This is a genomic window from Paenibacillus sp. FSL R5-0527 (genome assembly GCF_038008055.1).
Taxonomy (GTDB): Bacteria; Bacillota; Bacilli; order Paenibacillales; family Paenibacillaceae; genus Fontibacillus; species Fontibacillus macerans.
In genome coordinates this window covers 6,948,365-6,961,094 of the sequence record NZ_JBBOYI010000001.1, presented here as the reverse complement: position 1 = coordinate 6,961,094, position 12,730 = coordinate 6,948,365, and the positions used below count along the sequence as shown (strand labels likewise).

At 51.6% G+C, this 12,730-nt stretch carries 14 protein-coding genes; 7 read left to right on the top strand and 7 right to left on the bottom strand.

The genetic code is table 11. The features are described 5' to 3' along the window. Window positions 1–18: 18 nt before the first annotated feature. Complete coding sequence (locus NYE69_RS31435) at window positions 19–1,059, bottom strand: NAD(P)-dependent alcohol dehydrogenase (protein ID WP_328271005.1); 1,041 nt, start codon at window positions 1,057–1,059, stop codon at window positions 19–21. Window positions 1,060–1,217: 158 nt separating this feature from the next. Here NYE69_RS31435 and NYE69_RS31430 point away from each other — a divergent pair, with 158 nt between their 5' ends. The 3 genes from NYE69_RS31430 (at window position 1,218) to NYE69_RS31420 (ending at window position 3,418) form a co-directional block, all read left to right on the top strand. Further along, the gene (locus NYE69_RS31430; RefSeq protein WP_326044961.1) at window positions 1,218–1,631 is read left to right on the top strand and encodes a MerR family transcriptional regulator; all 414 of its coding nucleotides are present in this window, start codon (window positions 1,218–1,220) and stop codon (window positions 1,629–1,631) included. Window positions 1,632–1,851: 220 nt separating this feature from the next. Continuing rightward, window positions 1,852–2,286 (top strand): SRPBCC family protein, encoded by a 435-nt coding sequence (locus tag NYE69_RS31425; protein ID WP_326044960.1) that lies wholly within the window; start codon window positions 1,852–1,854, stop codon window positions 2,284–2,286. Between the two features lie 685 nt (window positions 2,287–2,971). Continuing rightward, the gene (locus NYE69_RS31420; protein ID WP_328271006.1) at window positions 2,972–3,418 is read left to right on the top strand and encodes a GNAT family N-acetyltransferase; all 447 of its coding nucleotides are present in this window, start codon (window positions 2,972–2,974) and stop codon (window positions 3,416–3,418) included. Window positions 3,419–3,641: 223 nt separating this feature from the next. On the opposite strand, the gene NYE69_RS31415 is transcribed toward NYE69_RS31420, so the two are convergent. Further along, complete coding sequence (locus NYE69_RS31415; RefSeq protein WP_326044958.1) at window positions 3,642–4,751, bottom strand: NADH:flavin oxidoreductase; 1,110 nt, start codon at window positions 4,749–4,751, stop codon at window positions 3,642–3,644. Between the two features lie 105 nt (window positions 4,752–4,856). Next, a complete protein-coding gene (locus tag NYE69_RS31410) occupies window positions 4,857–5,186 on the bottom strand; it encodes an ArsR/SmtB family transcription factor (protein ID WP_326044957.1) in 330 nt (109 codons plus the stop codon). A 246-nt stretch (window positions 5,187–5,432) separates the two neighbouring features. Between NYE69_RS31410 and NYE69_RS31405 the strand changes: the two genes are divergently transcribed. Further along, complete coding sequence (locus tag NYE69_RS31405) at window positions 5,433–5,954, top strand: TetR/AcrR family transcriptional regulator (protein WP_328271007.1); 522 nt, start codon at window positions 5,433–5,435, stop codon at window positions 5,952–5,954. 130 nt (window positions 5,955–6,084) lie between these two features. On the opposite strand, the gene NYE69_RS31400 is transcribed toward NYE69_RS31405, so the two are convergent. After that, on the bottom strand, window positions 6,085–6,981 hold the full coding sequence (locus tag NYE69_RS31400) for a LysR family transcriptional regulator (RefSeq protein ID WP_328271008.1): 897 nt from the start codon (window positions 6,979–6,981) through the stop codon (window positions 6,085–6,087). 374 nt (window positions 6,982–7,355) lie between these two features. Here NYE69_RS31400 and NYE69_RS31395 point away from each other — a divergent pair, with 374 nt between their 5' ends. Both NYE69_RS31395 and NYE69_RS31390 read left to right on the top strand, forming a co-directional pair. After that, complete coding sequence (locus NYE69_RS31395; RefSeq protein ID WP_036619622.1) at window positions 7,356–7,736, top strand: DUF805 domain-containing protein; 381 nt, start codon at window positions 7,356–7,358, stop codon at window positions 7,734–7,736. A 156-nt stretch (window positions 7,737–7,892) separates the two neighbouring features. Further along, window positions 7,893–8,285 (top strand): MerR family transcriptional regulator, encoded by a 393-nt coding sequence (locus NYE69_RS31390; RefSeq protein ID WP_328271010.1) that lies wholly within the window; start codon window positions 7,893–7,895, stop codon window positions 8,283–8,285. Window positions 8,286–8,371: 86 nt separating this feature from the next. Here NYE69_RS31390 and NYE69_RS31385 read toward each other — a convergent pair whose 3' ends face one another. Together NYE69_RS31385 and NYE69_RS31380 are read right to left on the bottom strand one after the other, a co-directional pair. Beyond that, window positions 8,372–9,283 (bottom strand): NAD(P)-dependent oxidoreductase, encoded by a 912-nt coding sequence (locus tag NYE69_RS31385; RefSeq protein ID WP_328271012.1) that lies wholly within the window; start codon window positions 9,281–9,283, stop codon window positions 8,372–8,374. A 52-nt stretch (window positions 9,284–9,335) separates the two neighbouring features. After that, a complete protein-coding gene (locus tag NYE69_RS31380; protein ID WP_328271014.1) occupies window positions 9,336–9,467 on the bottom strand; it encodes a hypothetical protein in 132 nt (43 codons plus the stop codon). A 178-nt stretch (window positions 9,468–9,645) separates the two neighbouring features. Here NYE69_RS31380 and NYE69_RS31375 point away from each other — a divergent pair, with 178 nt between their 5' ends. Continuing rightward, window positions 9,646–10,326: a DUF554 domain-containing protein gene (locus tag NYE69_RS31375; protein WP_328271016.1), complete on the top strand. Its 681-nt coding sequence runs from the start codon at window positions 9,646–9,648 to the stop codon at window positions 10,324–10,326. A gap of 365 nt (window positions 10,327–10,691) precedes the next feature. Here NYE69_RS31375 and NYE69_RS31370 read toward each other — a convergent pair whose 3' ends face one another. After that, a complete protein-coding gene (locus NYE69_RS31370) occupies window positions 10,692–12,725 on the bottom strand; it encodes a hypothetical protein (RefSeq protein ID WP_340929979.1) in 2,034 nt (677 codons plus the stop codon). Between the last annotated feature and the right edge of the window lie 5 nt (window positions 12,726–12,730).

The following is a 12,730-nucleotide window of genomic DNA, read 5'->3' as shown; positions in this document are numbered from 1 at the left end:
CTAAATTATTTACACAACTCACATTGTGCTGGTGTCAATCACGAACCGATATTTCACATCCGAAGCTAACACTCGTTTATAGGCTTCATCAATCTGGTCGGCCGAGATCACCTCGATCTTAGGAACAATGTTGTGTTTTGCGCAGAAATCCAACATTTCCTGGGTCTCACGGATGCCTCCAATCATGGAGCCTGCAAATGAACGGCGGTGACCGATGAGGGACATGACATTTAGGGACAACGGCTCTCCAGGGGCACCGACGTTCACCAAAGTTCCGTCAAGCGTGAGCAGTCCGAAATAAGCATCCAAATCGATGCTGGCGCTTACCGTGTTTATAATCAAATCAAAGTACCCGGCAAGCTTTTCGAATGTTTCCGGATCGCTTGTGGCATAGTAGTGGTCTGCGCCCAATTGCAAGCCATCGTCCTTTTTCTTCAATGATTGTGACAGCACGGTGACCTCAGCACCCATGGCGTGGGCAAATTGCACAGCCATATGACCAAGACCGCCCATGCCGACAACAGCTACTTTTTTACCCGGGCCAGCTCCCCAGTGATTCAGCGGAGAATATGTCGTAATACCTGCACAAAGTAATGGTGCCGCAACATCAAGCCCAATGCTGTCGGGAATTTTGACTACGAAGTCCTCAGTGACGACAATATGGGTAGAGTAGCCGCCTTGCGTTGGTTCGCCGTATTTGTCCACACCCGCGTAAGTTGGGACATTCCCATTTAGGCAGTATTGTTCTTCTCCTTTTCGGCAGTTCTCACATTCGCCACAGGAGTCGACCATACATCCTACTCCAACCCGGTCACCGACCTTGTATTTCGTGACATTAGGTCCTATAGCCGTGACAATTCCCGCAATCTCGTGTCCGGGTACGAGCGGATAGTTTACAGGTCCCCATTCCCCGTGAGCCGTATGGATGTCGGAATGGCAGATTCCTGCATATTTAATCTCAATTAAAACATCTTGTGAATCAAGATCACGTCTTTTAATTTCAGCCTCTCGAAACGGTTTGTCCGGACCATCGACAGCGCGTGCTTTAGCGGTAATCATTCATAAATCCTCCTATCATTATTTTTTACAATCTCTTACAAAACAAATTTTACTCCTTAGAGTTAACTCTAGGTCAAGTGACGATTTTATGGTATAGTTGTTTTATATATTAGAGTTAGCTCGAGGTCTATATCTTATTAATGAAAGGAAGAGCCAAGTTGAAGACATATTCGATCAGCGAAGTTGCCAAAGAACTGAATCTAACGCCATATACCTTGCGTTACTACGACAAAGAGGGACTTATCCCTTTTGTAGAACGGACAGCCGGCGGAACACGTTTGTTTAAAGAATCCGATATCGAAGCTTTAAAAATAATAGAATGTCTGAAATCCACCGGGATGCCGATCAAGGAAATTAAAAATTTCATTGATTGGTGTTCTGAGGGGGACGCCACCTTGCAACAAAGATATGACATGTTTCTGGAACGAAAAGCTGCTGTAGAAGCGCAGATGGAAGAACTTAAAAAAACGATGGCAGTCATCGAACATAAGTGCTTCTATTACAAGACCGCGCTGGATGCCGGAACGGAAGATATTCATAAGAACAACATTGGGAGTCTTATGGCTAATTAACAGAAAACCACCTGTAATTCATAGCGAAGTTATGAATTACAGGTGGTTTTGTTTGTAATATAATCAACGGAGAACAATAGCAATCTGTAAGAAATCCGGCTGCCGCGTACATGCTAAAATAGGCGTGAGTAAAATCGTTTCCCAGGTTTCGCGAGGTTTCGCAGTGAATGACGGGTGGTAATACTGGAGTATAAGATATTAAAAACATGGAGGTTATGTCATGGCAAATGGCAATCCGGTAACGATCAAAGTGGAAGCAATCGTTCATGCTCCTGTCGAAAGCGTGTGGAAGTATTGGACGGAACCGAAGCATATTACAAAGTGGAATCAGGCCTCCGATGACTGGCATACGCCATACGCGGAAAACGATCTGAGAGCTGGCGGTAAATTCGTTTCGAGAATGGAAGCCAAAGACGGCAGCTTTGGATTTGATTTCGGCGGAGTATACGACGAGGTGAATATGAACGAGAGCATTTCCTATACGCTAGGCGACGGCAGAAAGGTGAAGATCGATTTTATCCGCCAAGGGGACGACACGAAAATCATCGAAGCGTTCGAAGCCGAGGAGACCAACGCCATCGAGATGCAGCAAGCCGGGTGGCAGGCGATTTTAGACAATTTCAAAAAATATGCGGAAGGTGTCAAAGAGGAATAAAAAATTTCCGCGCGGCCTTAAAAAAGCGCATGCCAATGTTGGTATGCGCTTTACTTTATGACTTGGTCACCTGTGGACGATCAATCCGGACACGTCTTTTCTTTTCGAGGGACAAGGCGCAGTTCTTTCAAGTGGTGCCGTCATTCTAACGGTTGCAATCGCCGTTATTTTGGCAAAATGGAGGGGAAATCCAATTTAACGGATGTAGCAGAGCTTATTTAGCCTTATTTCTACGAATTCGTAGCCCTTTTTACCATATAAGCTCGCCTGCAACCGTTAAATAAAATTCTCGTCTTTTCAGCTAATTAGGCGCGATTACAACTGTTAGCGAGAGTTTCATGCACCATACCGCAGAACTAACCGTAACCCACTCCACCTCACATTGGAAAAATCCAATAGATTGCCGGAAATCGAACGCTATTTGGGCCTCTTATTGGAGAAATCCAATAGATTTCGCACAAATTCCCCATTTTAGGCCTGCTAAGCCTAATCTATTGGAAATATCCAATCTAGCTGCTTACGTTCTGCTTCATCTCCCATTCTATTGGATTTTTCCAATCAGAGCGATGTAATCATCAGGCTCCGGGAACTTACCGCCGGATTTTTATATAAAGCCCCCGGTCTTTCTTTTGTCCATTATCCCTTTTAAACTGGTAATAATATAAAGAAAGGAAGGGATGCAAAATTGTCTTGCCTCATTGTTCCTTATCAGAAAAAATATCATGACCAATTGGTGGAGATATGGTATCAGGCCGTAGTATGTACGCATAAATTTTTGGCCGGACAAGATCTTGAATTTTACCGGCAAATGGTTCAAAACGGAGCCTTAGAGGAGGTTGAAATTTGGGTTGAATTAAACGAAGGTTCGGAACCTATTGGGTTTATCGGGCTTGATGGAGCGAAAATCGAGATGCTGTTTGTCGATCCGAATTACCATGGAAAGGGAACGGGGAGACGGTTGATCCAACATGCCGAAAAAATAAAAGGAAGTCATCTGCGCGTTGACGTAAACGAGCAAAACGGCGGGGCCTGCACCTTCTATAACCGGCTTGGATTTATGCGGGTCGGCCGCTCCGAGTTGGACGGTTCGGGCCGGCCGTATCCCCTGCTTTACCTGGAGAAGACCCGTTAGGTGTCTTTTTTAGGGTCACAATGTTAACGGACCCCAGAGGCCCTAATTGACCCAAACCGGGGTTTACCGAATGTTACTGAAAAAGACCTTTTCGGCTCTGGTCCGAAAAGGTCTTGGAGGTTGAGCGGGCTCCTGCAGTCCAGCTTGACCTGCAGTCCAACTCAGCCGGCAGTCCAGCTTGACCTGCAGTCCGCCATCGGCCTGCAGTCCGGCTCGGCGAAAATCAGCTCAGCGTGCCCAGCGACTCGCGGGTGAACGGCTGCAGTTCATCCAAACGGCCGTCCCTGATCTTGGCCGCCCAGGCCGGATCGGTCAGCAGGGCGCGGCCGACGGCGACTAGGTCGAACTCTTCGCGTTCCAGGCGTTCGATCAAGTTGTCGATGCTGGCGGTTTCGCCGCCTTTGCCGGACTCGAACAAGCTGGTGAACTCGGTGTTCAGGCCAACGGAGCCGACCGTGATCGCCGGCTTGCCGGTGAGCTTGCGCGTCCATCCCGCCAAGTTGAGGTCTGAGCCCGCAAACTCCGGCTCCCAGAAGCGGCGCGTCGAGGCGTGGAAGATATCGACGCCAGCCGCGGACAACGGCGCAAGGAAGCGCTCCAGCTCCTCCGGCGTTGCCGCCAGCTTGGCGTTGTAATCGACCGCCTTCCATTGCGAGAAGCGGAAGATGATCGGGAAATCGGGGCCAACCGCGGCCCGCACCGCCTCGATCACTTCTACGGCAAAGCGGGTGCGGCCTACCAGGTCGCCGCCGTACTCGTCCGTACGTTTGTTGGTCACATCCCAGAAAAACTGGTCGATCAAGTAGCCGTGCGCCCCGTGGATTTCCACCGCGTCGAAGCCGATGCGCTTCGCGTCGGCCGCGGCCTGCGCATAGGCCTGAACGAGGCCCTTGATTTCGCTGACCGTCAGCGGCTCCGATACCGGCTCGCCGGTCAGGCTGAGGCCCGACGGGCCGATTGGGTCAGCGTCCGAATCGGGGAATTTCTCACGCTGGCGAGCGGTGCCGGTATGCCAGATTTGCGGAGCGATTTTGCCGCCGGCTTCATGCACTTCCCGAACGACGCGCGCCCAGCCCTCCAGCGCCGCTTCTCCGTAAAAATGCGGCACGTCATGATCGGCCCCTGCCGCTGGATGGTTAATGAGCGTTCCTTCGGTGATGATCAGGCCGACGCCGTTTTCCGCTCTCCGGCGGTAATATCCGGCCACGTTGGGTCCGGGAATGCCGTCCGGCGAAAAGGAGCGGGTCATCGGCGCCATAACGATACGATTGTCCAGCTTCAGGTGTCCCCCTGCAAAAGGCTTGAACAGGGCGGCCGCTTTGGATTGGGTCATATTCTCTCCTCCTATATTTAGGATAAAGCCGTAAAAAACACGAATCTACACATCTAAATATATAGATGAATAGATCGAAATGCAACCCCGCGAAGCAACCTGGGGTTATCTCCCGGTTTGCAGCTTGGCGGCGAGTTCTTCCATAAATGCGGCGATCCCCGCTTCATTTAGCCTGTAATACGTATATTGGCCATAGCGGCGGGACTCCAGGAGGCCGGACTTCTGCATTAAGGCAAGATACGAGGAGATCACCGACTGCGTCAGTCCGGATTTCTCCTGGATGTTCCCCACGCAAACGCTGCCGGGAAATTCTTGTTTTATGGCGTCCGGCAGCTTCCAGCCCAGCTTTTCCGGTTCCCGCAGCCAGCAAAGGATGTTGAGGCGGGTCTCATTCGACAGAGCCTTCAGCACGGCAATCAGATCTTCATTATTCATGAGGCAGCACCCATTCCTAGTTGTTTGTTACAGTATACCAAAAGTTTCGCCGGTTAAAAACGATTCCCGGAGTGGGTGAAGCTGACTAGGGGATCGGCTCCCTGTCAGGTCCTTCAGGCAGATTCACGCCGGACTTGACCGCTTCTTTCATCTGCCCTATATGCTGTTTAACGGAAGTTGCTTCCGTGAGAAATTTTGTATAAACTATTGATTAATCAATTACAACTAAAAAAGGCGGAGAGAAGTATGGCAAAAAACGGCGCAACCTCGGTGAATCGGAAGGAAGAGATTATTTCTGCGGCGATCGAAGTTTTTTCCGAAATCGGTTATTTTCGGGCGACGACCGCGCAGGTTGCGGAACGGGCGCAGATATCCCAGCCTTACGTATTTCGTTTTTTTAAGAGCAAGGAAGCCCTGCTTTTGGCCGCGCTTGAAGTTTCATGGTCCAGGGTCATCCGCTCTTTTCGGCAAGTCGTCGAAACGGCGTCTCCGGAACAGTTGGAAGGCGGGCTGATTGCGGCGTACGAGGATATTTTGGCTTCTTATAAAAATGAAATCATGCTGCAGATGCAGGCCCAAACGATCCCGGAGGATTCCATCAAGAACACGATGCGGCAAGGGTTCGGCGAAGTTCGCCAAATGGTTCTGGAGGCGTTTCGCGGAATCGGCAGCGAAAATCCGGAGGAGCGGACGATGCTGTTTCTGGCAAGGGGAATGTTATGCAATATATCCGTCGCGATCGACATGCCGGAATTAAAGGAATTTTGACGTCCCCGGCCGAATCCCCGATCTTGGTATCTAGTGGAGGGCTTTGCTGTACGTTCATGAGCGGATGGATTTTCCGGTCACCGGTCCGTTGCTCCGGAACCTTTCGGAAACCTTATCTTCCATTGACGTCCTAGGCGCTGTCGCAGGTCAAATCCGATGATGCATGGATCCGTTCCGTTATGAATTGAAACATTTTAGCGGCTGCCGGGGAGAGATTGTCCCTGGAAATCGCGGCAAGCCCGATCGTCCGGTAATGTTCGCCTTCCAACGGCCGCAGGCACAGGTTGTAAGGCATATGGGCGAGGACCATTTCCGGGAGAATGCTGATCCCCAGACCCTGCTCGACCATGGACATAATGACATGATCATTTTCCAGCTCATATTTGATATTTAGCGGCCCCTTATACTTCATGAAAATCCGCCGGACATCCGTGTCGCAGCCGGAGATTGGTATAATAAAAGGCTCGTTGATGATTTGGTCCAAGCAAATGCTGGACTGGCCGGCCAGAGCATGACCGGGAGGGAGAACGCAGAGCATCCGGTCTTTTTTTAGCTCGGTTACATCAAGCGGCTGCAGTGTGGGCAAACTGACAAAACCTAGATCGACTTGGCCGGTGGCAAGCCACTGCTCGATTTCTTGATAATGGCCATCGTACAGCTTCACTTCAATATGGGGGAACTTCGAGTTAAAAGCCTTCACCATTCCCGGCAGCCACTGGATCGATACGCTTGAGAAGACGCCGAGCTTAACGGTGCCCGCCACCAATCCCTTGATCAGGGCGATCTCTTGATACAACCTTTCCTTCAGTTGCAAAATGCCTTGAAAATAGGGAATCAACCGTTCTCCGCTGCTTGTCAGGCGGACCCCCGAACGGTTTCGGATGAGCAAGGTGAGCCCCAGTTCCTGCTCCAAACTGGAAATCGCGTGACTGACCGCGGATTGGGTCAAATTCAGCTGCTCCCCTACCTTTGTCAAACTTCCCGTTTCAACCGCCTTGAGCAAAATCTCGTATTTTTGCAGACTCATGGCCTCTCCTTTAATATGAAAAAAATAAATGCAAATCATCATAAACATTCATTTTATTTATCTATGTTCGCTGTATATAATCATAGCAGCAAAAAATATTTTTGATAAGTGCGGTAGGGCATACTATGGGAAAAACAAGGGGAAGCGGACTACACCGCATTATGGGCCGCTTTTTTGGGAATAGGAATATACCGTTAAAGGTATTTGATTCTTTGGTGCTAAGGAACTACAAAGGTCCCGGTGTCGATTGAAGGCGCCGGGACCTTTAGGTTAAATTAGTAAGAATTTTATTAATAATTTTAAATGTTTTCCGATATATTCTAAAGCAGGAGGGCAAAAGCTAACAATCAATTTAAGAAGAGGTGGAGTTTTACATGCAATGGTATTTGAAGGTATTGAAAAACTACGTCGGATTTCAAGGGAGAGCAAGGCGCAAGGAATTTTGGATGTTTGCCCTGTTCAACGTGATCGTATCGTTCATCCTTGGGTTTGTGGGAGGACTCATTGATGTAAGTGTAGGTACGATTTTAGGGTACATTTACGCTCTGGCGATTTTGCTGCCGTCCCTGGCGGTTGGGGTTCGCAGACTGCATGATATCGGAAAAAGCGGATGGATGATTTTGCTCGGGCTGATTCCGATCGTCGGCGGCATCATTTTACTCGTATTTTATTGCCTTGACAGCGAGCCGGGCGATAACAAATACGGGCCGAATCCTAAAGCTTACGATCCGGTACATAATACATTCGCACAATGATTAACGAATGTTTTTGCCCACGCTAAATGAAGGAATCACAGGCATGCTTGCCTGTGATTTTTTCGTCTTTTCGGGGATGGAATGCGCCGTTATGGACCAGCGGGGCTTCCGGCGTTACAATATGTCGTAGCAATGGAGCAAAGGAGGAGGCAGGTCATGAAGATCGGCGAGTTGTCCCAAAAAACCGGTGTAAGCGCAAGATCCATCCGTCATTATGAGAAAAAGAACATCATTAAGTCGGTTCGCCTTGATAATGGCTACCGGGAGTTCGACGAATCCGCCGTTGAGCGGATCCGCATCATTCAGCTTTATCTCGGTTTGGGTCTGACCACTGAGCAGATCGAGAACATCCTGGGCTGCGAGGATGCGGGCCCTGTGGAATACTCTTTCTGTCAGGAAATGCTGGAGTTGTATCAGGAAAAAATCGACCAGGTCGATAAGCAGATCAGCGCGTTGGAAACGGTAAAGCTAGGGCTGGGGCGGCAGATCGAGCAAATGAAGGAACGGCGGGTTTCCGCAAAAACGCCTCTCGTCGAAGCGGCGAACTAACGCCAGGAACCTGACTTCCCGATCAAACATGAAAGCGCGAGCTGGGGGAGCATCTGGCCCCTTGCTCGCGCTTTTTTTCAACTGTTTTAACCTCGAATCGCCTCATAAACCCGGGTAAAGGCATCCTGGCCGTAGCCTTCGGCCACCTTGCGCGCAGCCAGCGCTTGAATCGGCAGCAGCCAGTCGGCGGGAATCTCCATGTTTTGGCTGAACTGCACGATATGATCCAACGCTTGTTTGTTGACGTTCATGTTGGATACATCGGTCGCATGGTCTCCCCGGTCCAGCGCGGCCGCCGCACCCGGATCGGAAAGCAGCGGGACGATCAAATGCTTCAGCCAATCTTCCGCATACGGCAAAAACTCCGTAGCGGAGATGTCGGCCGTTCTTAGCAGAGCTTGCGCGTGGAAGTAGCTGTACCATGCCCCGTAAAGCATGGTCAGCAGCGCCAAATCGTAAAGCAGCGGCACGCCGTGATCGGGGCCGAGGTAAGCGGCTTGGCCGCCCAATACTTTCAGCATCGGTTGATGCGCCTCAAAAAGCGGCTTCGGGCCGCCGTAAAAAATCAGCGCTTCCGGCGTTCCGATCATCTGCGGTACGGCCATAATCGCCCCTTCCAGGTAACCGGCGCCATGCTCCTCGGCCCAACGGGCAGTTTGCCGCGCATCCTGAGGCGTCCCCGTCGTCAGGTTGATAAGCAGGCGGCCTTCAAGCATTCCGGCGGCGGGTTCCAACAGTTCACTCGTGACCTCGTAAGTCGACACACAGACGAGGACGACGGGGCTGGCCGCCGCCGCGTCGCCGACGGTACGAGCCAGTCTGGCTCCCCGGACGACGAGAGGCTTGGCCTTTTCGGGCGAACGGTTCCAGACGGTGACGGGATAACCTCCCTTCAATAACGCATCGGCTAAGGCTAATCCCATGTTGCCCAGACCTAACACGGTAACCGGGTAGTCGGCGGGATTATGGCTTGCTGGGTTGGAAATCGCAGGATTCATCGGTAATTCCTCCATTTATATGAATGGTGATCAGTGCAAGCTGAACCGGGCTTTATGCGGACGGATGCTTAAACACCTGTGTCAGCCGCGAGAAGCTGTCCGCGCCGTGTCCTTTATCGATGGCCCGCTGAACTTTTCGGTTGATTTTGCGGCTGTCCGCTTTGCTTGATTTCCATGGTTCCAACCTCCTTTTTCGTGATCGACCTTATTTTAAAGTTTGACACTAGTGTCAAAGTCAACCCCGTTCTTTTGAGCGGCCCGCAGGCCCCCGGAGGAAAGTAAATTCGGGTTTATAAACCGCCCGCAATACGTTATCATGGATTAGGATTATGACATTTTGCGGATAGGAGCCAGTAAAGTATATGATCGGAACACTCGTTAACGTTGGGGCGATTATCGCCGGAAGCCTCATCGGCAGCATTTTCAAAAAAGGCTTAAGCGAAAAATACCAGGCCGCGCTGTTTACGGCCATCGGTTTTGCCGCGACCGTGCTGGGCATCAACGCCGTAGTTACCAACATGAAAAACAGCGTGTTCCCGGTATTGTTTATCATCAGCTTGGCCGTCGGCAGCCTGATCGGAACCGCGCTTGATATTGACGGCAGGTTTCAAAGGCTGGTTGGCCGCTTTTCAACTTCGAATTTGGGACAAGGGTTATCCACGGGGATTTTGCTTTTTTGCATTGGAACGCTGTCGATTTTGGGGCCGATCGAAAGCGCCATCCGCGGCGACCACACTTATTTGTTCATGAACGCTACTCTCGACCTGGTCACCTCGATGGTATTGGCCTCATCCTATGGTCTCGGCATTATTTTGACCGCGGTGGTGTTGTTTCTCTGGCAGGGCGCCATCTACATGAGCGCCGATTATTTGGCCCCCTTCCTGACGGCAGACCTGCTGACGGAAGTTTCGATCGTGGGCGGTGTTCTGATCGCCAGCTCGGGGTTATCCATTCTCAAAATCAAGGAAAGCAAAACGCTGAATATGCTGCCCTCGCTGCTCGTGCCGGTTGTCTGGTTTTTGATCAAAGGCTGGATCGGTTAAAACCCACGCAAAAAGGCCCTCCGCAGTTTCCGGCAGGAAAACGGGAGGGCCGAGGCGTAAGGGTACCCGTAGATCCGGAAATCGCATGTTATCTACGGGGCAGGTACCTCCTAATGAAAAATAGCGGAACTTTATGGTCTTATTTTTTGGAATCGAACATGTTTATCCCCATTAGCGGAATTATATGTCCTTATTTTCCAAGGAGCGGGGCAAAAGTCGGCCATCGCCCTGTGATTCAAGAATATAGCGACATAAATTTCCTTTATTTCTCTCAAGTTGGCGGAAACCGCCCAAATAACGCCATTTTTTGTCTTTATGTTTCCGCTTGAGCTTTTCAATGGCTCAACGTTTGCCGTTTTTTCTTTTTATGCGCGCATGCTCCGGTAATCTTCCTCCTTCTCCTTGATACCGGCCAGCACGTCTTGCCGCACCTGGCGATCCGTCAACGTTTGCAGCAGCTTGCTTTGGATGTCGGCGGCGGCCTCGGGATTGCCGGCCCGGGTGGCAACCGATTCGGAGAGGCGGTCCATATAATGCCGGTAATCGATATGTCCGAGCGTGGCCGCGGCTAGATGGCCGTTCTCCAGCAGGCTGGGGGCCAGCGTTTTGCGGGCTTCTTCGACCGCGGGTGGGATGATGTGAATCCGCCCGTCCTGGCCCAGCAGCTTGTAAGGCTTGGTCATCGGCATGGCCAGCGCCACTTGCGCATGTATGGCCGCTTTGCGATGGGGCAGCCGTTCCGCGATCGCCTCCAGTACGCCGTTAGTGCTCTCCGCATATTTTGTCCCGTCAAAATAAAGGGTTTTGGCCGTCGCTTCCGTGAAGAAATCCTGCGCCAAAAATTCCTCCATCCGGTCCATGGGCGGCTCCACGCGAATCGTTAACGGATTGGACACGACATCCTCATGTTTGAAATGCAGCGCCACCTGCACCGTATAATCCCCCGGTTCGGCCACCTCCCAGCCGTTTTTTCCCACAGCGATAAATAACGAGTTGTACACCGCTTGTCCCGCGGCCAGCACTTCATGCTCCGGCTTCCGAAAATAATGGACGAAAGGCGATACTTTGCGCGCGGTTTTCCCTTGTTTTTTCACGATAACGGTCATGTGGTCCGGGTCGCTTAATATCCGCCGGTCGATGATTTGCGGTTCGGAGGTCCAATTAGTCAATTTGAGTTCAAGCACAACGGGCTCCATGAATTCAAAGCGCAAGGTTTCGCGATTGGCCCGGAGCAGCAGCTCGAAGGACGGTTTGGCCAGCTGGCGGTGCTGCTCGAAGCCGTGGTGGTCGAACCATTCGGCGTTGCCCATTTGCACGAAACGCTCCGGGGCGTGGCGCATGAACAGCAGCTCGTTATCGGAGAAACGGTATTCGAAGTTGGCGAAAAAGGCGGTTTCCCCGCCCCGAACGCTGTAAGGGTAGTTCATGAAGCTGCGCGCTTCCGCTTCGTTCCGTAAAGGAATCCACGGCTCGCCAAGCGCTTTTTGCCAGGAGTGGGCAAGATTGAACCCGTGTCCCATCTCATGGCAGGCGGTCCAAAATTTCATGCGTTCCGTCCACGCCTCCGGCCGGCTTTCACCTTCCGGGGGAACGCTGATGAACGAGCGATTGAAAATCGCCGTTCCCTGGCGGTGCTGCGGGCCGATACTGTCGAACATAATTCCGCCCACGGAAGCCCCTTCCTCATACAGGGAAGCGAAGAATACCCATAAGGCCCATTTCGGCTCATTGGCAAACTGCGACCAATGCCTTTGCATGGCGTCATGCATCTCCGCGTCGCTCCAGCGCACATCCAGCCCGGCTTCGGAGATCGGAATCGAGCTTGCGCCTGCGGATAGGCTTACGTCGAAGCCGGCGCGGCGGAACACATTTTCAATCGAGAGTTGTTCACTCGGCAGGGTGGCGGGATGGTTGGGATGCGCGTGCGTGTCGATCGCGAGAACGGGAGTTACCCCGTCTTCACTGTCAAATTCGAACTGAACGGGATGGAAATAAGGAGAAGTCCAGCGGTAATAAGAAGTATGCGTAAAAGAACTGCCGTCGGAGAAAATCACTTTTAGAAGGTTGGAGGGCGCTTCCTCCAGGGCGATGTTGACGAACGTATACGGGAACTGCGAAGTATTCCCATCCTTGAAAATGATGTGCCCTTCCCAGGCTGACGAGCCAAGCGCGGCCAACTTGGCGGTCCAATGAATGTACAATTCAGGCTGTTTCCAGGCACCGCTGGCCGCCATTAGCGGATAAGGGCCGTCCACATCGAGCCGCAGCGTTTCCTGAACGGCCTCGGCGGCCGCCGGGGTCCGGTTCAGCAGCTGGTCCTTGAACAAGTCCTCCGCGTGGTCCAATTCCCATAATCCGCTGATACGATGAGCCTCTTCAGAGCAGGATACGAATGCCATGATGA